This is a genomic window from Oceanobacillus sp. B139/18, assembly GCF_055524595.1.
Window position 1 is genome coordinate 108,827 of record NZ_JBVFXI010000009.1, and the last position, 22,640, is coordinate 131,466.

A 22,640-nucleotide genomic window follows, 5' to 3' on the forward strand; every position below is an offset into this window, starting at 1 on the left:
AAGTAAGAGAGCTCCCTTAAGATATAAGGTAATTTCACTGTTCAGCCTTAATTTTAAAAATTTTTAAATTAAATAGGTATTTTTGCTTCACCATTTCTCTATCCAACCGAAATAAAGGATAGATATACTCTTTTCTATATATTATTGGAGGAAGAAAGTTTGGTGGATGTTTCTCAATCATAATTTTTATACTAAGAAGAGGTGAAAATATGCAAATTGATGGTTATTATACGGGAGTCGGCACCCCATATGTATCAAAAGAAACTTCTTTAGCAAATGTCAAGAAAACCAATGCACATTTAAAAATGTCAGATTCCTTACTACTCTCTGATGAAGTAAAAACCTTAAGAGAGCAAATGGATAAAGGTCACGAAATCATGGTAAACTCCATTGTAAATCCAAATGCTGATCCTTCTGACCTTTTTTCTTATCGTCCGTATCATCAATATTTGGTGTTTAGTCAATATTTAAATGAAACAGGTTTCTATGAGGATCACGACAAAGATACTATTCAGAATATGGAAAATATATTGATGCAAGTAACGGAAGCCCTTGATAGTTTAGGACACTATCATGTTAATGGAAGAATGGGCAGTGGAGGTCGCGGCGGTGGAGAATTAATGTTAAGTTCAGCTGAAGCACAGCTGGAATTTGCTTCTTCCGTATCTGCACTTCACGTATTCAGCGATAAATTTCTAACAGATAATTCTAAGGTGAAAGAAGGTTTTGACCAGCTTATCGACCAATATACTACACATAATAAAGATGCTGTTACGAATCATCGCTCTGTTCATGAAAAATTTTTTGAAGCTCGTGCAAAAATGACTAATTTGCCACCTGTTTCATTAGATGCAGAACAAAGAAAAAATCTAACTATCACGAATAAGCTTGGCGTCACAGAATATACATCTGAAGAAATTATGGATATGGTAGACAAATATACTAAACAGTTTAATGAACTGAAAGATGCTTCTGAAGTTGATTTGCTTATGTTTCAATTACAAGAACAATTGGTGAATTATGTGACAAAAGGATTCTCATCAAAAGATTCAAATTTACAAACAGCAAAAGATTCTATTAAAGAGCAAACAACTAAAACAATTAGTCATATTTCTGATTATTGGAAGATATTATTATCGTCCTAAAGATATCTATTGTAAAAGCAGCAAGTAATGAATTCATTGCTTGCTGCTTTTATTTACATTTGATGAGATACATTGTTCTCATCACAATTAAAACTACTCACCCTTTACCTGAATCATAACCACTACCAAATAATTCCTCTGCTTAAAATGCTTATTTATTCAATAGTTTTTGAGATTTTTATTAGCATTTTTCTGAAATAATTATAAAGGGAAACTTCATCCATAAAATCAGATTGTATTCTTTTTCTTACCTACGCTTTAATATTGAATAATATTGTCTCTAAAGCATGCAAAGCCATATGACGGTACTTTGCTTATATTTATACTTTGTGTTAGGTTGTATAGAAGCGAGTAAAATAATTTTACTTAACAGAATATTTCAGAAACGGTACGATATTTTTCAAAGTCCTTAAAGATGTTCTATGCCATGGGCAATCTTAAAACTTACATTACTCGCGGGACGGTGGTGATGAAATGAAAGAATCAGATTCATCAGGGTCTAAGCGAATGTGAATGATACGATTATCGGATTTTGAATATATACTTAAAAATGACTTAAGATATTTCAGCAGCCATTTTTCAACATTTTGCTGCTCATATCATTAAGTGCTTACTTACCGATATCAACGACTCTGAGAATTTTGAAGATACCTGATAGTGGATGATTATATGGACTTTGATTCGATTAAAAACGTAGTACCAAACGAACAATTTCAGAAAGGTGTTGTCATTTGTGAACGCATTAAAAACATTGTCAGCAGTAGGTATAGCTTCTATTTTTCTGCTTGCTGCATGTGGTAATGATTCAACAGAGGAAGATTCAGCAGAGGCTGGAGGAGACATTAATTATAGTGAAGAAGTGGACTACACAATTACAGGTATTGAACCTGGTGCAGGTGTTACAGAAACCGCAAATAATACGCTTGATACTTACGATAATCTTGATGGCTGGGAGCTTGAAGAAAGTTCAACAGTAGGAATGCTTGCACAATTGGCTGATGCAATAAGTAATGAAGATCCAATTATTGTTACTGGCTGGATACCACACCATAAATTTCTCCAATACGATTTAAAAATGCTCGAAGACCCGGAAGGTACGATGGGAAAGAGCGAATCTGCCCATACAATCACACGCTTAGGCTTAGAAGAAGACATGCCGGACGCTTATAAACTGCTCGATGCATTTAACTGGGAGTTAGATGACGTAGAACAAGTAATGTATGAAGCAGAAGATTCAGATGTTGAAACTGCTGCTTCTAACTGGGTGGAAGATAATCCGGATAAAGTGGATGAGTGGACTGAAAATATCGAAGAAGCAGATGGAGAAAAAATCGAGATTGGTTCTATGCCTTGGGAAGCAGAGCAAGCATCTGCAGCAGTTATGGAACAAGTACTCACCGAGTATGGCTATGATGTTACCGTAACAGAAGTCGACCCTGCCATTTTATTTGAAAGCATTGCCGGCGACAGTGTTGATGCAACCGTTGCTCCGGCATTACCAATAACACAAGGGCATTTGTATGATCGCTACGAAGGTGAATTTGTTGACTTAGGTCCAAACTTGGATGGTCTTCAAAATGGTTTTGTTGTTCCTGAATATATGGATATTGATTCGATTGAAGATTTAGAACCAAAGGAGTAGCCTTCTATCAAATACTTTAAAAGGACTGTTGTATCATCGATTACTTGACGATACAACAGCCTCTTTTTTTGTTTTTGCATAACTACAGTGTTATGCATCAATCTTTTACTTGAATCACGATCACTTTCAGATAATCTCCCTGCTTAAAATGCTTATTCACCGCAAAATCACCCGGCAATGAGAATTCTTCCAGAATCGTATATTTCTTTTGTTTAGCCTGAAACCCGCGCTGGATCATCTCTTTGAATTTCTTCATTCCAAAAGAAGCAGTATTGGTGGATGCAATAATCACACCGTCCTTTTCCAGCAAGTCAATGGAATTCTCTATCAGCTCCGGATAGTCCTTTGCTGTCCGGAAGGTTCTTTTCTTAGAACGCGCAAAGCTTGGCGGATCCAAAACAACGACATCGAATTGCAGCTTCTTCCGCTTCGCATATTTGAAATAATCAAATACATCCATCACGATAATATCCTGCTGTTCAAAATCAACCTCATTTACACTGAACTGTTCAATGGTTTTACTTTTACTCCGTTTTGCTAAGTCTACGCTGGTGGTTTTTGCTGCTCCTCCAAGTGCAGCGGCTACGGAGAAAGCGCCGGTATAGGAAAAGGTGTTTAATACATGCTTTCCTTTTGCGTATTTATCGCGTAATGCTTTACGGACATCGCGCTGGTCTAAGAAAATGCCCACCATCGCTCCATCATTCAGGTAAACCGCATAGTTCATGCCATTTTCCTTTACGATAAGCGGGAATTCGCCTCTTGTCCCTTTTACAAAATCGTCACCCTCTACATACTGTCCTTTCGTGTCAAAGCGTTTCTTTTCGTAGATTCCCTGATAGTCACCCAGTTCATCAAAGACTTGTATAACCCAGTCTTTGAACGCATAAATCCCTTCACTGTACCATTGGATAACATAGTAGCCTTCAAAATAGTCAATAATCAAGCCGCCGATTCCGTCTCCTTCTCCGTTAAACACACGAAAGGCAGTTGTTTCTTCTGCCTGATAATAGGAGCGGCGCTTATTTATCGCTGTGAGCAGCTTTTGTTTAAAGAAGCCTTGGTCAATGGTGTCTTCTTGTTTAAACGTTAACACCCAGCCCATTCCTTTATTTTGGCGACCTGTATAAGCCTGTGCCAAAAATTCTCCCTGCTGTGTATGAAGGGCAATGATTTCTCCTTCATGAAGCTTATCCGCTCCATGAATAGCTTCTTCTAAAATCAATGGATTTTGCTGTTTGATATGTTTTACATGCGTTTGTTTTACCGTTACCCGCTTCATTGCTTCACCCTTATTTCTTAACTATATTCGGGTCTTCAATCACTGCAAAAATGCAGGTATCTCTCAGTTCCCCGTTTTCTTCTATAACATCATTTCTCAAAATTCCTTCCAGTTCAAAGCCGGATCGTTCAGCAACTGTTTTACTTCTGCTATTTTTAGGATCACATCGGATTTCTACCCGATTTGCAGCGAGCTCCCGAAAAGCAAAGGAAGTCAGTCCTTTTACCAGCTCTGTGACATAGCCTTTTCCACTATGCTTTGTATCAACCCAATATCCAATCTCAAATTTTCTTACATCCCAATTAATGCGATGCAGACCGCTGGAAATCATAAATTCTCCAGTTTCTTTATCAAAAGCATGGAAACGTAAATCTTCTCGCGAAAGAAAGTTCAAATAAGCTTCCTTTGTTGTTTTTTGCACATCCTGCTCCGTCTGCTCCTGACGTGCAAATGGAAGCCAGGGCTTCAATTCATTGATAGAAGCCTGCATTGCAGTATAAATAGGCTTCCAATCTTCAGGCTTTGGCGCCCGGATAATTAAACGCTCTGTTTCAAATTGGTCTGGAAAGGATAATAAGATTGGTTCCATTGTATTGTTCTCCCCCACATCATAAAAATTATTTTTCACGCAGCTTCAAATAAAATTCACTTGTATTACCTTTTTCATATAAATTTGTCATAGAAGTAGAATATTCGTTGATAGTCGCGGAAAAAGCTATGGATTTCTCCGGGATTTCCACCTCAAAATCATTTTTATAAAGCAAGGATGTCACGTCATGATAGGTTTCACTAATTACATCAAATGAAAATGCAACCTGCTTTTTGTCAGCTGTTTCATCCAATTCAACCTGTTTCCCCTTAAACGATTGCCCATTAATTTTGATTTCCATGTAATCTCCTCCCTATTTACATCCTACGCGTTGGCTTCGACGTTCCACAAGTACAACATCGCGCCATCTGCCGTCTTCCATTTGTCCGATTTTTTCACGAAACCCGACCTTGCGAAAGCCCATCTTTTCATGCAGCTTCAGGCTTCCTGTATTTTCCGGAAAGATTTCGGATTGCAGTGTCCACATTCCTGCTTCTTCACTTGCTTCAATCAATGCTTGCAGCAGCTTTGTTCCAATGCCTTTTCCCATAGCATCTTTATGCAGGTAAATACTTACCTCGGCAACGCCCTGGTATGCTTCTCTTGCAGAAATAGGCAGCAGCGATGCCCAGCCAAGAATTTTCTCTCCCTCGCGGAAAACCAGCCGGCACTGCGGTAAATGATCTCGGTCCCAATCATCCCAGGATTTCCAGTCAGGTTCATTCATTTCAAACGTTGCATTCTGTGTTTCCATTCCATGATAGTATATTTCCAATACCTGTTCCCAGTCTTCCGGCTTCATTTGTTCAATGAAAAAACTCATACATCCAAGCTCCTTTTTCACGATAGATAGTGATTCATATATTACAGGCTTTTGATATGAATTTCTAGTGGATAAGACAAGTTACATAATTATTTGCTACAATAATTAGAAACGTTGAAAAAAGGAAGTGAATCAAATGAAAGTCTATGTCGATGCAGATGCCTGCCCTGTCAAAAACATTATTATAGAGGAAGCTGGTCACAAGAAGGTTCCTGTTGTGCTGGTAACGAGTATCTCACATTTTTCTTTACAGGAGTATCCAGAAGGGGTGGAAACCATTTATGTAGACACAGGTGCAGATGCTGCGGATTACCGGATTATGCAGCTGGCGAAAAAGAATGATATTGTCGTTACACAGGATTATGGACTGGCTTCGCTTGCACTTGCGAAGGGCTGTTATGTACTGCATCATAAAGGGTTCGCCTATACCAATGATAATATCGATCAGCTGCTGCAGTCCCGTTACTTGAGTGCGAAAGAGAGACGGAGCGGGAAGCACACTAAGGGCCCTAAAGCATTGACCGGAGAAGACCGGCAAAAGTTTCTTGAGCTTTTTCAAAAATATCTGCCGGAAAAGGGCTGAAAAAAACACTCTTTCTGTTTTCTTAACCTTCATTACCTGTTAGAAAACGTTAGAGTGCTTTTTTGTTACATTATTCCTCTTCCGTAAAAGCTGCATAATTTGTGGAGAATAAATGCTTTATCGGATCTTCCGGGTCAGCGATTTTTTTCGCATGATTGACTGCAATCGGTCCTTCATTAAACGCTCCGGCAATCAATCCAAGCTTATCCGGGTAATGCGCGATATCACCGATTGCAAATACTCCTTCAACCGATGTCTGCATGCTGGAATCCACCGCAATCATGCCATCAATCATTTCCAATCCCCACGTCGTGATTGGTTCCAGATTGATTTGAAAACCGTGATTAACCACCAGCCGGTCAACCTGAAGCTCTTTTTCCTCCGCTTCATCCTCTAAATGACCAAGGACCGCCTTTTCAAGCTGGCCATCTGTGCCATGCAATGCTTTTATTTCATATGGTGTCATGATATTCACACTTGAATTTTTCAGCTTGGTCACACTGCTCTCCAGCCCTTTAAACTGATTGCGGCGATGAATGAGCGTCACACTCTTTGCTATATTTTCAAGCTCCAGTGCCCAATCTACCGCACTGTTGCCGCCACCGGAAATCAGGACATGCTTATCATAATAATCTGCCAGCTTTCTTACCGTGTAATGCAGGCTTTTCTCTTCGTAATAGACTGCTTCCGGATGGTCCAATTTTACAGAATGTAAGGTTCCAAACCCGGTTGCCAGCATAACTGTTTTCGAATAATGAACATTTCCGTTGCTGCTTACAAGCTGAAAAATTCCATCTTCCATTCGCTGCATATCCACGACCTGTTCTCCTAAAACAATTGCCGGGTCAAATGTCATCGCCTGTTCTACCAGCTGTTCTGTTACTTCTTCGCCGGTAGCCTGCGCAATACCGCCAATATCGCGAATTACCTTTTCCGGATAAAAGTAAGGCACTTTTCCGCCAAGGTATGGCAGATATTCAATAATTTTGGTCTTCATTTCCCGCATTCCGCTATAGAAGGCGGCAAACAATCCGGCAGGTCCGCCGCCAACAATCGTTACGTCATAAATTTCTTCCTTCATGATTACCTACGTCCTTTCCCCATTTTTATTTTGTCTTCATCAGTAGATAAACAAAATAAGGTGTACTGACGATTGATACCACAATTCCCACTGGTATCGTAGTCGGTGCTAAAATATTACTTCCAATCATATCAGCTGTCATTAATATAAATGCACCCAGCAAGGCGGAAATCGGAATCACATAATGGTGCAGCGGTCCAACCAGCTTGCGGACAATATGTGGAACAACTAATCCTAAAAAGGCAATCGCTCCGCCTGCCGCAACGGATGCTCCTGCTAATGCGACAGCAATTAATAATAAGACGCCCCGCTCTCTCTCTACATGCGTTCCAAGACCAGAAGCAACATCATCTCCTAAATGAAAAACATTTAAGTTTCTTGCTTTTTTTATAGCAACTGGAATCAGAATCAGCATCCAAGGTAATAATGCTAAAACAAAGCTCCAGTTCTCACTCCAAATCTCGCCAGATAGCCAGATGGTTACCTGACGATAATTTTGTGGATCCATTCTTAGCTGTAGAATAGTCATAAGTGCGCCAAATGCTGCGTTTACCCCGATTCCGACCAGCACAAGCCGAATCGGTGATACTCCTTTTTTCCAGGCAATGGCATAAATCAAAACGGCCGCCGTAAAAGCTCCAATTAACGCAACAAAAGGAAGCATGTAAGTGCTGAGCGCACTGGTTGCCGGAATAACTCCCTGAAAGAAATAAAGGAATAAGACAATGGCAAAGCCCGCGCCTGAATTAATTCCCAATATCCCCGGATCAGCAAGTCCATTTTGGGTAATGCCCTGCATAATGGTTCCGGAAACAGCCAAGCCGGCTCCAATTAATAATGCTAAAATAATACCCGGCAGCCGAAATTGAAACAAGACAAGCTCCTGCCTGTCTGATCCCTGTCCCATTAACGTTTGAATGACTTCTCCCGGAGAAATCGAAATGGCACCCAGATTTAAACTGATAAAGGAAAAAACAATCGTTCCGATAATCAATATGCTTATTATCATCCAAAACCGAAATCTCTTTTGCTTTTCTACTGTATTCATTTTCTGTCACCCCCGCTGCCTCTGGCTAAATAGAGGAAGAATGGAACACCGATAATCGATGTAATCGCTCCTACCGGTGTTTCAAAAGGGGCATTGATGATTCGTGCAATCAAATCTGCATTTACCAGCAATAAAGCTCCAAACACTGCGGAGGTCGGAATAATCCAGCGGTAATCTGTGCCAATAATAAACCGTGTGATATGCGGGATAATCAGCCCCACAAACCCGACGGAACCCGCAACCGAAACCGCCGCACCAGTTAATATTAAAACAACCGCAATCCCGGCAATTTTAATAAAGGTGTTATTCTGCCCCAAGCCAGTAGATAAATCATCACCAAGACTTAAGACCGTAATTGATTTTGCAATGGATAATGCCAGTACAATCCCTATCACTCCTGCAACAAGGAGGAGGCTTATCGCATTCCAGCCCGCTCCATCTAAACCGCCTGCAAGCCAAAAGCCGATATCTCTCTCCAGCTGAAAATGCAGAGAAAGTATCGAGGAAACAGATCGTAATAATGTACCAATTGCTACTCCAGCCAGTGCCAATTTAACCGGTGTTAACCCGCTGCTGGAAAAAGAGCCGATTAAAAATACCAGTGTTACTGCGATACCTGCCCCAATAAATGAAGCAAACATTAAGCCCACATTCGAAACTGCCGGATAAAAAGCAAGAATGATTACAAGCATAAATGCAGCACCGTCTGTTACCCCCATAATCGATGGAGAGGCAAGCGGATTCCGTGTCATCCCCTGCATCACAGAGCCCGATACAGCTAAAAACGCCCCTACCAGCACTGCAGCCAGAGCCCGAGGAATCCGGAGCTCCCAAATAACCTGATGCGCCTGCTCTCCTTCACTAAACTGGAAAACAGCCTGCCAAACCGTATGTAAATCTACTGTGGTTGCACCATAAGAGATAGACATGCCAACCGAAAAAACAACGAGACAAATGCCTATCATATTTATCAATACTTTTCTTAATTGAGAAGAATGTGAAAACAATCTCATTTCTTGTATACTCCTATTATTTCTTCATAGAATATGATTGTGCTATGATATCACTTTTTAAAGTGCAAAACAAAAGTCCTTTCCTATTTCTACGTACTAAAAACAATGTATCTCTATTGTGCTGTAACGTATTGACTTTCTAATTGAAAGTGATTATCATTATCGTTAGACGTTCATTATAACATAAAAGGAGAAAAAGAGATGAACAAATTAATGCAAAAAAGATATTTATTTATATTGATACTTACTGCCCTCTTACTTCTTGCTGCTTGCAGCAACAGTAATGATGGCGAATCTGATGATGCAGATACATCCGGCGATACCGACGAAGCAGCTGAAATTACTGTTGATTCGGAGATGGGGGAAGTTACTATTCCTGCAAATCCCGAAAAAATCCTTGCTTCCTATAATGAGGACACGTTGATCGCGCTTGACGAAACGCCTGTCGCAAAATGGGCAATCGGCGAAAGTGTCCAGGATTATTTGGAAGAAGATCTTGCCGATGTAGAAACCATTGAATGGACACTGCCTTTAGAGCAAGTACTAAGCATAGAGCCTGACCTTATTATATTGGACCATACCTTAGATAACTATGAAGGCTCTTATGAAGACTACGCAGCAATCGCTCCAACCTATGTACTGTCCGAAGAAGAAGTAAATGATTGGAAAGTACGTTTACAAAAATTTGGAGAAATCCTTGGAAAAGAAGATGAAGCGGAACAAGCATTGGCAGATTACGATGAAAAGGTAAACCAGGCAAAGGAAGAGCTTAATGACACATTAGGCGATGAATCTGTTGCAATGATGTGGGTTGTCGGCGGCAAATATTTCTTGTTTGAAGAAAACCGTCACACGGCAGATATGATTTACAATGAATTAGATGTAGAAGCTCCTGAGATTGTAGAAGAACTTGGAAAAGGCGAAGAGGCTTGGAACCCAATTTCTTTAGAAAAGCTTTCTGAAATGGATGCCGATCATCTGATTATTTTAGGCTACGAAGACGATGAAGGCATCGAAGCATTGAAAAACAGCAACGTCTGGAATAATACCGACGTTGTTCAAAATGATCAGGTCTACTACATTGAAGACGAAAGTAACTGGACAAACAGCGGTCTCGTTGCTTCAGAACAAACCATTGACATGCTTGTTGATTTATTTAAATAAGACATCAAGTTAAATAAAACAACATGCTTTATCATTTAGAACCCTTATGAAATCAAATGTATTCTCATTGATTTCATAAGGGTTTCTTTTTTTAATCAGGTTAATATAAGGTTCTCTTCGCCTCCTCTTTCTCATATATTTTATTAAATTGTCACCTAATTGAAAACTATTATCATTGACTATTTACCCTTCTAGCAATAAAATGAAGTTAGTAGCTATACGCACCTTTTTAGGTCAGGAGGCGTTTTCATTGAACTCATTAACAGCAAGCAACTTAACACTTGGGTTCGGAGATCGGATTATTATAGATGAATTAGACATTGCTATCCCTAAAGGGGAAATCACTGTTTTTATTGGCCCAAACGGCTGTGGAAAATCAACTTTATTACGTTCTTTGGCACGTTTATTAAAGCCAAAGCAGGGATCTGTTATATTAAATGGACAAAATATCGCTAAAATGCGTACACGAGATGTTGCGCAGAATATGGCTATTCTGCCTCAAGCGCCGACCAGCCCCGAAGGATTGACGGTTTATGAACTTGTCAAACAAGGCAGGCACCCTTATCGCAAGGTGATGAAGCAATGGTCCAAAGAGGATGAAGACGCGGTACAAAAGGCATTAGAAGATACAAATATGTCCGATTTAAAAGATCAGTCTGTCGATTCGCTTTCGGGCGGACAGCGTCAGCGTGCATGGATTGCCTTAACGTTAGCACAGGATACAGACATTATTTTATTGGATGAACCGACTACTTATCTTGATTTAACCCACCAAATCGATGTGCTTGACCTTCTGTTTGAATTAAACGAAAAAGACGGCCGTACAATTATTATGGTACTGCATGATTTGAATCTGGCAAGCCGCTATGCGCATCATATTATTGCGATTAAAGATAAAAAAGTATATGCACAGGGAAAGCCGGAGGATACCATTTCCGCTGAGCTTGTCTCCGCCGTTTTCCGGATGCGGTGCAATATTGCATGTGACCCGATTTTTGGTACGCCAATGTGTATACCGCATGGACGCGGAAACTGTTTGATTAAAGATGCTGTACAGGAGAATTCCATCCATAAGACACCAAGAGCTTTATAATAAGACTGGAAAAACCAGACAATGATTTTATCAAAATCGAAGTTTGTCTGGTTTTTTCTTTGTTCCTGCAGGGATGATTATTATACAAGGAATCATGGTTCAAGGAGGAAAGAACAATGAACGGATCAGCGGAAGGATATATAGAATTTTTTGTATATGTTATCGGAATGGGAATCGTTATATTCCTGCTGAGTATGCTCCTAAAGGAAAAAAGAATTATTCTTCCTTTGATTACTTGTCTTTTAAGCTTTTTACTCATCCTGGCAAGCTTTTTTGTTACAGACGGCTGGCAAGGATTAGGACTGCTATTTATAGGAGCTTGCGCTTTGTTAGCCTCCATCTTAAATATCTTACTAATGGCTGGAACCACATGGTATAAATCGAAAAATGAGAAAGAGTAATTACTGGCTGTATATATTGAAGTAAGAAGTTACATTTTTGTATTACTCATTAAAGTGAATGATGATTGAAGCAGTAACCAGCGGAAGAAAAACACGGAGACTCCTATGGGAAAGCGCAATGGTTTTCGGTGGGGCGAGTAATCGCAAAAGCTCTTCACACTGGGACGAGTAATCGCAGTCCCAGTGTGAAGACCCCGCAGAAAAAAAGCGTACTTCTTTTTTTCTACCCGCGGGGCATAAGTGCGACTATGCTTCTGTCTGCGCCTGCCGGCTTGCCATTCAGCAAGTCTTCTTTTCACCCGCAGGGCATAAGTGCGACTATGCTTCTGTCTGCGCCTGCCGGCTTGCCATTCAGCAAGTCTTCTTTAAAGGAGATGAGCTCGGGTCCATGGAAAGCGTAGTGTTTTTCTGTAGCGTAGCTTTTAATATTAAGTTAATATTAATTTCAATTTATGTATCCATTTTCTTTTAATGACAAAACTTCTTATTTCCGCTATACTGTAATCAACAATAATCGAAAGGGTGAACAAAGGGAACATGAAGTACTAATCCTGTTTTTTTAAAAGAATGAATTTCATAAGAGGATGATAACAGCAGATCGGAAACTCAGAATCCGTGTGCCCTCTTGCTGTATTATTTTTCATGCTCTCATGGAACGATTTCAGAACAGGATTAGCCTTTTATCCTTTGTGATAAATACCCGTATGAAATGAGCGATACGTATGCCCATTTCCTTTTTTGGCGACTCCTGTTCTGAATGCAGAATAGGGGTTTTTTTATGCAATTAACTCCCCTATTCCCATCCTTCATAGATACGGAGATGATTTTATGAGAATTTTAGAAGCACATCATATCAAACACAGTATCAAAGATCGGGAATTATTTTCGATAGAGCATTTGGTTGTTCATGCCAAAGACCGGATTGGTTTAGTCGGAAAAAATGGCTCGGGCAAAACAACGCTGCTCAACCTGCTTGCCGGTAACATTCCACCGGAGCAAGGTACGATTCATATGCATACTTCGGTGGAATTATTGCCACAATTAAAAGAGAAGCGTGATCAAAAAAGCGGCGGCGAAGTGACGCAGGCGTATATTGTAGAAGCTTTACAGAAACAAACCGGTCTCCTCCTTGCTGATGAACCGACAACCAACCTGGATACTGCTCATATTGAATGGGTTGAAAAGCAGCTGTCCCATTGGCAGGGGGCATTAATTATCGTCTCTCATGATCGTAATTTTTTAGATAAACTATGTCAGCAAATTTGGGAAATTGACGAAGAGCACATCCAAATTTATTCCGGCAATTATACAGCATACCGGGAGCAAAAGGATAAAGAACTCGAAAAACAACGGCTGGATTATGAGCATTATCAGCAGAAAAAAAGGCAGCTTGAGCGTGCGATAGAGAAAAAAGAACAAAAAGCACAGCGGGCAACCAAAACACCGAAAAGCAAAATTGGCTCTACGGAAGAATCCTTAAAAGGGGCGAAACCCTACTTTGCGAAAAAGCAGAAAAAGCTGCAAAAAACATCCAAAGCTTTAGAAAGCCGGTTAGATAATATGGAAAAAGTGGATAAGGTAAAAGAAGCTGCTCCCTTGAAAATGACACTTCCCCATCAAGAGAAATTACAGCAGAAAATTATTTTACGGATAGAGGATGTAGAAGGTGCTGTTCCCGGAAAGCAACTATGGGAAAAAGCCAGTTTAAATATCAAAAATGGAGATAAGGTTAGCATCATCGGTTCAAATGGAGCAGGCAAAACCACGTTTATTAAAAAAATAATGCGTAAAGATGCCGGTATCACCTTAAATCCGGCTATAAAAATTGGTTATTTTCAACAGGATTTATCTACCTTAAACCAGGAAAAGTCGATTCTGGAAAATGTCAAAGAAACATCTAAGCAGGATGAAACTCTGATTCGGACGGTTTTAGCGCGGCTGCATTTCTATGGTGATGATGTTTTTAAGCCTGTCCATGTACTCAGTGGCGGAGAGCAGGTTAAGGTGGCATTTGCAAAGCTTTTTGTCAGTGATATCAATATGCTGATTCTTGACGAGCCGACAAACTACCTCGATATCGAGGCGGTCGAAGCATTAGAAGATCTGCTTCAAGCCTATGAGGGCACTGTTTTATTTGTATCCCATGATCGGCAGTTTATCAATAATATCGCAACCAAGGTCATTAAAATAAGCCAGCAGCAGCTTACCTTTTTTGATGGAAGTATCCAGCAGCTTCATGAAGAATCAACGGAAAAAGAAACGCAGGAAGATCCAATCGAACAGCAGTTAATGATTATTGAAACAAAGATAACAGAAACATTAAGCAAGCTCAGCCTCGAGCCGTCGGATGAACTGGATCAGGAATTTCAAAAGCTTCTCCAGCAAAAACGTGCGCTTTTAAATCAACAAGAGGAATGATAGAATAAGATTTGTTCAGCAGGAGGTTCTCTCTCCTGCTTCTCTTCTATACCCATTTCAGAAAGGAACTTCACCATGGAGCAAACAATGAAATCAACCGATAAAGCAGCCATAGAACTAAACCATATCAGCTATTCTGATGAAGATTTAGATATTATTAAAGATATATCCGGCTTCCTGTCTGAAGGAAAAATCACCACCTTTGTCGGCCCCTCCGGAGCTGGAAAGACAACGATATTCCGCTTATTAAACGGATTGATTTCTCCAACCAAAGGGGACATCTATCTATTTGGAAAAAACATTCAAACCATGGAACCGACTGCGTTACGGCGTACCGTTGGCATTGCACTTCAAGATGCGACGATGCTGCGGGGGAGCGTTTATAAAAATCTGGCTATGCCAAAAACACTTCAAAACCAAGAATTAGAAAAAGAAGAGGCAGCGCATTTGCTTACACAGGTTGGACTGGATGCTTCTTTTCTCCACCGGGATGTTACAGATTTATCCGGAGGCCAGCGGCAAAAGGTGTCCATTGCACGTACGCTTGTCAATCGTCCAAAGGTCTTGCTGCTGGATGAGATTACCTCCTCCCTCGACCGGGTATCCACATCAGATATCGAGCAGTTAATCCAGCATATTAATCAGAAATTCTCTGTGACCATTGCCTGGATTACTCATAATTTAGAACAAGCTTTACATATCGGCGATGATACATGGGTCATGATGAACGGCGAACTCGTTGAGGCAGGCAGGAAAGACTTATTGAAAAATCCGGCTGACTCCCGGGTACAGGAATTTGTGAAGGGGGAATGGCAATGAGCGTCCTAAACTTGAGCTTATCGCTTATTTTCGTCCTGATTCCTTTAATCCTTTCTAAAACGTTACGTCTCGGCTTGGAAAAAGATACGTTTATCGCAACCATTCGATCGATTATTCAGCTTATAGCTGTCGGCTTTATTTTAACCTTTGTCTTTGAATCAAACAGTTATCTTTTTATTATCTTAATGGTTGCTCTCATGATTGGCGCAGCCACACATAATGCACAGAAAAAAGGCGCATCAATCAAGGGAATCATATGGAAGCTGATTCTGACATTTGTTTTTATTGAGCTGCTGACACAGGGTATTCTATTGGGATTTCAAATTACACCGCCGACTGCACAATACATTATCCCTATCAGCGGAATGGTTGTCGGTAATTCCATGGTGCTTGCCATTCTTTTTCTGAACCGTTTCACATCAGAAATCCAAACACAGAAAAAAGAAACAGAGCTCCTGCTTTCTTTAGGCGGAACACCAAAGCAGGCTATCCATTTGCCCTTGATTCATTCTATTAAAGCGAGCTTGATTCCCACGATTGAAAGTCAAAAAACAATCGGTCTCGTTCAACTGCCGGGAATGATGAGCGGGCAGATTATTGCTGGAGCTGACCCAATCCAAGCAGTCCAATTCCAGCTGTTAATTCTCTTTCTATTATTGACAACAGCTGCTGTAACCAGCATTATGCTTGGTTTTCTCTCCTATCCGACACTGTTTAATGAACGGATGCAGATGCATAAGATTAAAACGGATGAAGAAAATTAAAGCTCTAAAACTGTTATGTCATTATATCTCTATAATATCGTTGATAAAATAGCTGGAAAATACAAGGGGTTTTCAGCAAATACATCCTTGCTGAAAATTCCTGCTAAGTTAGATACAAATATAGGCAGGAAAAGAAGCAAATCAAACGCAATTCCTGCTGCATCTAGATGTTCTTCAAATTTATTCTTGCTCACCTTAACTCTCCTTCATTTCTCAATCATCAATCTTTCTTATCGTTTTCCCTACCATGTGTTCCGCGACACTTTTTCTTAGGTTAAACAGCCGCCCTGTAAAGAACGCTGTAATGACTGTAACACCAGAGGATTTTTGATGCCGCAAAGCACATACCTCTCCCTCGCTCACTTGACAAATTAGTTATCATTCATTATTATTTAATTACATATATCTTAATTAAATATATTTTTATATCACAAAAGAGAGGTGATTATTTTGGCTGAAAATTTATCATTGAAAGCTTTCGTCATTACCATGAAGGCTTCTAAAGCGTTAGAAGAATTAACAAAAAAAGATATCAAAAATCACGGCATGCGCGCATCTGACTTTGCTATTTTAGAAGCATTGTATCATAAAGGCAGACAAACTATCCGGGAAATTTCGGAATCCGTATTGATCAGCACAGGGTCGATAACCTACGTCATTGATAAGCTTGAAAAAAAAGAGCTCTTAATCCGGACAAATTGTCCTGATGACAGAAGAGCAGTTTATTTAGAAATTACAGCAAAAGGAAAACAAATGATGGATGAGATTTTCCCGAAGCATCAGCAGGTGATTGAAGAGATGTTCCAAGGAATTTCAGAGAGCGATAAAGCGACTGTTATCGAGGTATTGAAAAAGGTTGGCCATCAAGCCGCTGAAAAAGAATAACGCAAGTGGGAAGGATGAACATCAATGAAGTATATCTATGAAGAAAAAGCGGGTCCGACTGGTCCTACCCTGCTTCTCCTGCATGGAACAGGCGGTACAGAAAATGATTTATTACCTTTAGCGAATATCATTGATTCAGAGGCAAATGTTTTGAGCGTTCGCGGAAACGTGTTGGAAAACGGCATGCCCCGTTTTTTCCGCCGTTTGGAGGAAGGTGTTTTTGATGAAGAAGATTTAATCAAACGCACAGAAGAATTACATGATTTTTTAAATGAGGCTAGCCAAAAAGAAGGTTTTGACCGAAAACAAGTTACAGCAATCGGCTATTCGAACGGAGCTAATATTGCCGGAAGCCTTTTATTCCATTATAAAGACTCCCTGCAAAAGGCAATTCTTCATCATCCGATGGTACCGAGAAAGGGCATTGACCTTCCGGATTTAACTGGTACAGACGTGTTTATTGCTGCGGGTAATAATGATCCGATGTGCCCTCCGGAAGAAGCGGAGGAATTGCAGCGTTTGCTGGCAAATGCCGGGGCTAAAGCTGATATCCATTGGGAGAGTAATGGACACCAGCTGACGATGAGCGAAGTTAAAGCAGCTGCCAGCTGGTATGCAAAGTAAAAGAAGGAGACCGGGTCTCCTTCTTTTTTAATTTCTTATAATAATGTAGACGGTATATGCTACATATATAAGAGCAAGTATAATCCCTTCTCTTCTTCCAATTCGAAAGCTTGTTCTGGAAAAAATCAATAGAAGGATGGTCAGCACAATCATTATCCAAATATCTGTGAAGATAACAGGGTTGATGGATAAAGGAGTAATCAGCGATGCTGCACCAAGAACAAATAAGATATTAAAAATACAGCTGCCGACCACGTTTCCTAAGGCAATTTCACTTTCATTTTTAAGCGCTGCAGATATCGAGGTAACTAATTCGGGCAGGGAGGTTCCTACTGCGACGATGGTCAGACCGACCAGCGCCTCACTCATCCCCCATGACAGAGCAATTTCTGTTGCATTGGTTACAACGAATTGCCCTCCCAAAATAATGGCAGCCAATCCGAGAAGCGTAATGAAGGTGCTCTTTCCCCATTTTACATTGGAATCTCTGACTGCTTTGGTTTCTTTTCTGCTTTTCAAACCGACCTCAATGATGTAATACATAAAAATCGCTAAAAACAGAAAGAAAACGATTCCATCGCCTCTGCTGAGGATATCTGCTCCCGAACCTTGCAGCAGCACATCGCTACCTAAGGCAAACAAGGCTACTGCCGCCAGTAATGCAAAAGGAATCTGTTTGACTATCATTTCATTTTGAACCCGAAGCGGATAAATTGCAGCTGCCAAACCGATAACAAGCGTAATATTAAAGATATTACTTCCCACGACGTTTCCAACTGCTACATCGGCTGTTCCTTGCACTGCTGCAATAATACTTACCGTTGCTTCCGGTGCACTTGTCCCTAAGGCAACAATCGTTAATCCGATTAAAATCGGGGGAACGCGCAGCAGCTGAGCAACATTAGAGGAGCCGTCAACAAACCAGTCTGCCCCTTTTACTAACAATCCAAATCCAATAATTAATAAAATATATTCCATGGAGGTGCTCCCATCTCTCGCTGTATATTGTGTTTTTATTCTACCTCAATTGGATTTACCTATCCACTTTTTTCAAGCAGATGTTTTTTATTTTGCTGCAGCAGTTAGAAAAATATGATTTCCTGCAGGGTCCTTTACCATTCCTTCATCAGCCGGATAACCTAATGCTGCCAATCTTTGAACCACTTTGTCTATCTCCTCTTTATTCGGGTACGTTATTGTAAAAAACTGCATCCCAGCCGCTTGTAAATCTGGAATCGGCGCTCCTTCCCCATTCCATGTATTAATCGCAATATGGTGATGATAACCGTTGTCAGATAAAAAAGATGCTCCAGGAAATCCAGTTACCTCTTGGAACCCTATTCCCTTAATGTAAAATTCCTTTGCTGCCGGCAAATCATTCACATGGAGATGCACATGTCCAATACGTGTTTCCACAGGCATCCCCTGCCAATCACCAGCAGCCTCTGCCAGTAGTCCATCTGCATCAAGCGGATCCGTACTCATTTGCACGGATTCATCTATCCACTTCCAGCTTTTAGACAATCGGTCTCTGGCAACTTCGATTCCATTTCCATCCGGATCAGAAAAATAGAGTGCTTCACTGACAATATGATCGGCAGCCCCTAATTGCAGGCTGTATGCTTTCCCTGCCTGCAGAAGATGTTTTAAAAATGCCGCCAAATCCGCTCTTTGAGGCAATAAAATGGCAAAATGATAAAGCCCTGTGGTTTTGCCTTGTTTCGGCAGCACTCCTTCCGGCTGTTCCAGTATGATTAAAGCCTTCTTTCCATCAGCAGAAAGGATGGCCTGGTTTTCTGTCTCCTCCATCACTTGAAAGCCTAGAAAAGTATGATAAAAATCGAGGGAACGCTGTAAATTCGCTACTTGAATGGTTATATCTGATACATGCATTGTCGGAGATTCAAAAAATTTATTTTCCATATAGTATTAGTCACCTTTCTTAATTGATTTATAGTTAACTAAAAATAATAAACTTACTTTATGTAACTTATTATAAATAAAGTAAGTACGATGGTCAAAATATTTGCAGGTTTTTCTTTTTGGCTCTTCACCCTATGGGTGACATAGTAGATATATATTTGCTGTAAGCGACCGCTACGGAAATACACTACGCTTTCCATGGGCCCCGAGCTCATCTCCTTTAAAGAAGACTTGCTGATTGGCAAGCCGGCAGGCGCAGACAGAAGCATAGTCGCACTTATGTCCCGCGCCTTCCCATAGGAGTCTCCGTGTTTTTCCTCCGCTAGCTTGTTGCTTTTATCACATTTAATTCTATTTTCCAACCATAGATTTTGGTGTTGATTCTTCTTTTTTAATATTTTTTCAAACGGAAACATTTTTTTAAAACTGCCGTTGAGAGAAAACGCATGAACCCTTCCCTTTATGCCTGTCATTTGGGCAAGATTTTATAATTCATTTAATAAAATACCAAACGTATCACAATACAAGTTCCCTTGACGCTTTTTTTTGCATAATATATAATCCTTATAAGTTTACTTATATTTATTTATTATTTTGAAGGAGAGGTTCTTTATGAAGGTAAAACTGGAGCAGGTAAATAAAAGCTTCCCCAAAGACAAAACGGATTCGCTCCATGTCCTGCATGATATCGATCTCCAAATTGAAGCTGGCGAATTTGTTTCTTTGCTTGGACCTTCCGGCTGCGGCAAGTCTACGATTTTGAATTTAATCGCCGGTCTGGACAGCCCGACTTCTGGAGAAGTATATGTGAATGATAAAAAAGTTAAAGGACCGGGGACTGACCGGGTCGTTGTTTTTCAACAAGGCGGTTTATTTCCATGGATGAATGTCATGGATAATGTTACATATGGACTGCTGTTGAAAAAAATGAGCAAAAAAGAAGCGGAAGAAAAAGCAATGGAAGGGCTTCGAATGGTGCATCTCGGAAATTTTGCGCATGCTTTTCCCCATGAATTATCGGGCGGCATGCAGCAGCGTGTAGCAATTGCGCGTGCTCTCGTGATGGATCCTGACGTTCTTTTGATGGATGAACCATTTGCAGCCCTTGATGAACAGACACGGCTTATTTTGCATCAGGAGCTGCAAGAAATTTGGCAAAAAACCGGAAAAACCATTCTCTTTATCACGCATAATATTCGTGAAGCACTCACGCTTTCAGAACGGGTATTGCTTATGAGCACGAGACCTGGAGCAATCAAAAAATCTTTCAGAGTACAGGCGGCGCGCCCGCGTAACCCATCAGATAGTGTAATTGTAGATTTAGAAACACGTGTGATGAAGGAATTGGAAGAAGAAATGGAAAAAGTGTTGAAGGAGGAGTTCGGGGATGATTACCGCCTTAAGACGAGCGCTGTTCGTGATCGTGATCGTGACTATATGGGAGATCATATCTAAAACCAACCTGTTTCCGACCTTTATGTTTCCCCCTTTGCTGATCCCGAATGATCCCGGCGGAGTCACGGTGTTAAGCACATTAGTGAACGGTCTGATTTCCGGGCAAATACTCGGAGCTACAGGAATGACGCTCGGGAGACTGCTGCTCGGTTTTTCCATAGCAGTAATTTTAGGTCTGATTTTTGGGTACTTAATTGCCCGTTATAAATGGGTGGATGATACGCTTGGATTTTTTGTGACTGCGTTACAGTCCATTCCGAGTATTGTCTGGTTCCCTCTGGCTATTGTCTGGTTTGGACTTGGGAATGTAGCCATTTTATTTATTGTGACTATTGGAGCAACCTGGACAATGACAGTAAATGCAAGCACCGGATTTAAAAATGTGCCCAATCTTTATTTAAATGCTGCACGTACATTAGGTTCGTCGGGTACGCATCTTGTGCGAACCGTGATTCTTCCGGCATCCGTACCGCATATTATCTCTGGTCTTCGTGTTGCTTGGGCTTTCGCCTGGCGCGCAATCATGGCTGGGGAGCTTCTCGGTGGAAACGGCGGCCTCGGGTATCTGTTAGATATGGGACGCTCCTTGCAATCAATGGATTTAGTACTCTCTATTATGATTGTGATCGGTATCATCGGTACGATTATGGATAATCAGGTATTTCTTAGAATGGAACGCTCTGTTGCAAGAAAATGGGGCGTTGGAGCTTAATAGAAAGGATGAGGGATATGAAAAAAATATTATTCGGCCTGGGTGCGCTTCTTTTATTAGGAGCGGCAGGCTGTGGTTCAGAAGAAGCTGCCGATGAAATACACATTGGATATTTCCCTAATTTTACACATATTACTACGGTAGTTGCGCTGGAAAATGGTTACTTTGAAGAAGAAATGGGAGAAGAGGTAAATATCGAAACCTCCACATTCCCGGATGGCAGTGCCTTTATGGAGGCTATGTCCACACAGGATATCGACATTGGTACTGTTGGCCCGTCTCCGGCAACAACAACTTATTTAAGAAATCCGGAGCATGAAATCATTGCCGGAGCGGTGAATGGCGGGGCAGTCCTTGCCACTCGTGAAGATTCAGGTATCGAAAGCGTTGAAGATCTTGATGGCATGCGCGTAGCCATCCCGACTATTGGTTCCACGCAGGACATCATGTTGCGAGAAGCATTAGATGATGTCGGTCTGAAAGTAGATGACGAGGGCGGAACCGTAAGCTTGGTACCGCAGGCTCCTGCTGACACATCCACGCTGTTCCTGCAGGGAGACGTCGATGCTGCGGCCACGCAGGAGCCTTGGGGCGTATATTTGGAAAATCAGGCAAACGCCGACATTCTCCTTGATGAAGAAGAATTTGCTTGGGGAACAGAATCAACAACAACTGTTGTTACTGCGCGGAAATCATTTACGGAAAGCAATGAGGAATTAACACAGGCCTATTTGCGTGCCCATGCCCGTGCTGTAGAATTTATTGAAGAGAATCAGGAAGAAGCAGTTGAATTATTTGTCAATCACATTGAAGAAACGACAGGCAACGAGTTGGATTACGAGGAAACGCTGGAAGCAAGCGAACGTCTCAATCCAACGTATGAAATCAACGAAGAAGTGCTGCAGCAAATGGCAACAATCAGCTACGAAGCAGGGTATATGCAGTCAGATGAAATTGAAGGATTGGTTAATCGGACATTTTTGGAAGCAGCTCTGGAAGAATAAACTGATAACGACGAACTCCCGGTTTGACAGCCGGGGGTTTGTTTTTAGTTTCGTTTCTTTTCCATGATGTCACTTCATTTATTTTGTCCGCTCCCTGTTAAACTTGTTTTTATGTTTAAAAGCTTCGCGTTTTCCAAATCATTACATATACAAAACGATTGTTTTCCTTCTT

24 protein-coding genes are annotated in these 22,640 nt (G+C 40.9%); 14 read left to right on the forward strand and 10 right to left on the reverse strand.

The genetic code is table 11. The features are described from left to right. Positions 1-209: 209 nt before the first annotated feature. The gene (locus tag ACZSMY_RS20725; RefSeq protein ID WP_465148260.1) at positions 210-1,145 is read left to right on the forward strand and encodes a hypothetical protein; all 936 of its coding nucleotides are present in this window, start codon (positions 210-212) and stop codon (positions 1,143-1,145) included. Between the two features lie 733 nt (positions 1,146-1,878). Further along, positions 1,879-2,787 (forward strand): glycine betaine ABC transporter substrate-binding protein, encoded by a 909-nt coding sequence (locus tag ACZSMY_RS20730; RefSeq protein WP_379542421.1) that lies wholly within the window; start codon positions 1,879-1,881, stop codon positions 2,785-2,787. Positions 2,788-2,884: 97 nt separating this feature from the next. Here the strand turns inward: ACZSMY_RS20730 and ACZSMY_RS20735 are convergent, their stop codons facing one another. Genes ACZSMY_RS20735 through ACZSMY_RS20750 form a run of 4 tightly spaced genes read right to left on the reverse strand, consistent with a single transcriptional unit; the run spans position 2,885 to position 5,481 of the window. After that, positions 2,885-4,069 (reverse strand): class I SAM-dependent rRNA methyltransferase, encoded by a 1,185-nt coding sequence (locus ACZSMY_RS20735; RefSeq protein ID WP_341172576.1) that lies wholly within the window; start codon positions 4,067-4,069, stop codon positions 2,885-2,887. Positions 4,070-4,079: 10 nt separating this feature from the next. Continuing rightward, entirely contained in the window at positions 4,080-4,658 is a 579-nt protein-coding gene (locus tag ACZSMY_RS20740) for a GNAT family N-acetyltransferase (RefSeq protein ID WP_042532052.1), read from the reverse strand. 28 nt (positions 4,659-4,686) lie between these two features. Continuing rightward, positions 4,687-4,959 (reverse strand): DUF3219 family protein, encoded by a 273-nt coding sequence (locus tag ACZSMY_RS20745; protein WP_193064000.1) that lies wholly within the window; start codon positions 4,957-4,959, stop codon positions 4,687-4,689. Between the two features lie 12 nt (positions 4,960-4,971). After that, positions 4,972-5,481 carry a GNAT family N-acetyltransferase gene (locus ACZSMY_RS20750; protein WP_042532047.1) on the reverse strand — a complete coding sequence of 170 codons (510 nt, stop codon included), beginning with the start codon at positions 5,479-5,481 and terminating at the stop codon, positions 4,972-4,974. A gap of 136 nt (positions 5,482-5,617) precedes the next feature. On the opposite strand from ACZSMY_RS20750, the gene ACZSMY_RS20755 reads away from it, so the two are divergent. Continuing rightward, positions 5,618-6,064, forward strand: coding sequence for a YaiI/YqxD family protein (locus ACZSMY_RS20755; RefSeq protein WP_042532045.1), 447 nt, complete (start codon positions 5,618-5,620; stop codon positions 6,062-6,064). Positions 6,065-6,134: 70 nt separating this feature from the next. Here ACZSMY_RS20755 and ACZSMY_RS20760 read toward each other — a convergent pair whose 3' ends face one another. The 3 genes from ACZSMY_RS20760 to ACZSMY_RS20770 are packed head-to-tail and all read right to left on the reverse strand — an operon-like array spanning position 6,135 to position 9,206. Further along, the gene (locus tag ACZSMY_RS20760) at positions 6,135-7,145 is read right to left on the reverse strand and encodes an NAD(P)/FAD-dependent oxidoreductase (protein WP_379542422.1); all 1,011 of its coding nucleotides are present in this window, start codon (positions 7,143-7,145) and stop codon (positions 6,135-6,137) included. A 25-nt stretch (positions 7,146-7,170) separates the two neighbouring features. Beyond that, a complete protein-coding gene (locus ACZSMY_RS20765) occupies positions 7,171-8,193 on the reverse strand; it encodes a FecCD family ABC transporter permease (RefSeq protein WP_042532041.1) in 1,023 nt (340 codons plus the stop codon). Further along, entirely contained in the window at positions 8,190-9,206 is a 1,017-nt protein-coding gene (locus ACZSMY_RS20770) for a FecCD family ABC transporter permease (protein ID WP_042532039.1), read from the reverse strand. The genes ACZSMY_RS20765 and ACZSMY_RS20770 overlap by 4 nt, the downstream gene beginning before the upstream one ends. 201 nt (positions 9,207-9,407) lie before the next feature. Between ACZSMY_RS20770 and ACZSMY_RS20775 the strand changes: the two genes are divergently transcribed. The 6 genes from ACZSMY_RS20775 (at position 9,408) to ACZSMY_RS20800 (ending at position 15,865) form a co-directional block, all read left to right on the forward strand. After that, positions 9,408-10,370: an iron-hydroxamate ABC transporter substrate-binding protein gene (locus ACZSMY_RS20775; RefSeq protein WP_465148261.1), complete on the forward strand. Its 963-nt coding sequence runs from the start codon at positions 9,408-9,410 to the stop codon at positions 10,368-10,370. Between the two features lie 202 nt (positions 10,371-10,572). After that, entirely contained in the window at positions 10,573-11,463 is an 891-nt protein-coding gene (locus ACZSMY_RS20780; RefSeq protein ID WP_084612916.1) for an ABC transporter ATP-binding protein, read from the forward strand. Between the two features lie 116 nt (positions 11,464-11,579). Continuing rightward, the gene (locus tag ACZSMY_RS20785; protein WP_193064004.1) at positions 11,580-11,864 is read left to right on the forward strand and encodes a YesK family protein; all 285 of its coding nucleotides are present in this window, start codon (positions 11,580-11,582) and stop codon (positions 11,862-11,864) included. A gap of 828 nt (positions 11,865-12,692) precedes the next feature. After that, positions 12,693-14,282: a Vga family ABC-F type ribosomal protection protein gene (locus ACZSMY_RS20790; protein ID WP_332093867.1), complete on the forward strand. Its 1,590-nt coding sequence runs from the start codon at positions 12,693-12,695 to the stop codon at positions 14,280-14,282. Positions 14,283-14,357: 75 nt separating this feature from the next. After that, positions 14,358-15,101 (forward strand): ABC transporter ATP-binding protein, encoded by a 744-nt coding sequence (locus ACZSMY_RS20795; protein ID WP_332093868.1) that lies wholly within the window; start codon positions 14,358-14,360, stop codon positions 15,099-15,101. Continuing rightward, the gene (locus ACZSMY_RS20800; protein WP_379542423.1) at positions 15,098-15,865 is read left to right on the forward strand and encodes an ABC transporter permease; all 768 of its coding nucleotides are present in this window, start codon (positions 15,098-15,100) and stop codon (positions 15,863-15,865) included. Before ACZSMY_RS20795 ends, ACZSMY_RS20800 begins: the two co-directional genes overlap by 4 nt. A gap of 29 nt (positions 15,866-15,894) precedes the next feature. Here the strand turns inward: ACZSMY_RS20800 and ACZSMY_RS20805 are convergent, their stop codons facing one another. Beyond that, a complete protein-coding gene (locus ACZSMY_RS20805; RefSeq protein WP_465148262.1) occupies positions 15,895-16,059 on the reverse strand; it encodes a hypothetical protein in 165 nt (54 codons plus the stop codon). Positions 16,060-16,306: 247 nt separating this feature from the next. On the opposite strand from ACZSMY_RS20805, the gene ACZSMY_RS20810 reads away from it, so the two are divergent. Beyond that, the gene (locus ACZSMY_RS20810) at positions 16,307-16,750 is read left to right on the forward strand and encodes a MarR family winged helix-turn-helix transcriptional regulator (RefSeq protein ID WP_319022550.1); all 444 of its coding nucleotides are present in this window, start codon (positions 16,307-16,309) and stop codon (positions 16,748-16,750) included. 24 nt (positions 16,751-16,774) lie between these two features. After that, positions 16,775-17,374 carry an alpha/beta hydrolase gene (locus tag ACZSMY_RS20815; protein WP_042532024.1) on the forward strand — a complete coding sequence of 200 codons (600 nt, stop codon included), beginning with the start codon at positions 16,775-16,777 and terminating at the stop codon, positions 17,372-17,374. Between the two features lie 27 nt (positions 17,375-17,401). Here ACZSMY_RS20815 and ACZSMY_RS20820 read toward each other — a convergent pair whose 3' ends face one another. Both ACZSMY_RS20820 and ACZSMY_RS20825 read right to left on the reverse strand, forming a co-directional pair. Next, the gene (locus tag ACZSMY_RS20820) at positions 17,402-18,352 is read right to left on the reverse strand and encodes a calcium/sodium antiporter (protein ID WP_193064011.1); all 951 of its coding nucleotides are present in this window, start codon (positions 18,350-18,352) and stop codon (positions 17,402-17,404) included. Between the two features lie 87 nt (positions 18,353-18,439). Next, positions 18,440-19,297, reverse strand: a complete 858-nt coding sequence (locus ACZSMY_RS20825; protein ID WP_465148263.1) for a VOC family protein — start codon at positions 19,295-19,297, stop codon at positions 18,440-18,442. Positions 19,298-19,909: 612 nt separating this feature from the next. On the opposite strand from ACZSMY_RS20825, the gene ACZSMY_RS20830 reads away from it, so the two are divergent. From ACZSMY_RS20830 to ACZSMY_RS20840, 3 genes are read left to right on the forward strand one after another with little or no spacing between them, the layout of a single operon-like run. After that, a complete protein-coding gene (locus tag ACZSMY_RS20830; RefSeq protein ID WP_465148264.1) occupies positions 19,910-20,752 on the forward strand; it encodes an ABC transporter ATP-binding protein in 843 nt (280 codons plus the stop codon). Further along, positions 20,685-21,464: an ABC transporter permease gene (locus ACZSMY_RS20835; RefSeq protein ID WP_465148265.1), complete on the forward strand. Its 780-nt coding sequence runs from the start codon at positions 20,685-20,687 to the stop codon at positions 21,462-21,464. The genes ACZSMY_RS20830 and ACZSMY_RS20835 overlap by 68 nt, the downstream gene beginning before the upstream one ends. 17 nt (positions 21,465-21,481) lie before the next feature. Further along, positions 21,482-22,468: an ABC transporter substrate-binding protein gene (locus ACZSMY_RS20840; RefSeq protein ID WP_465148266.1), complete on the forward strand. Its 987-nt coding sequence runs from the start codon at positions 21,482-21,484 to the stop codon at positions 22,466-22,468. Positions 22,469-22,640: the final 172 nt, after the last annotated feature.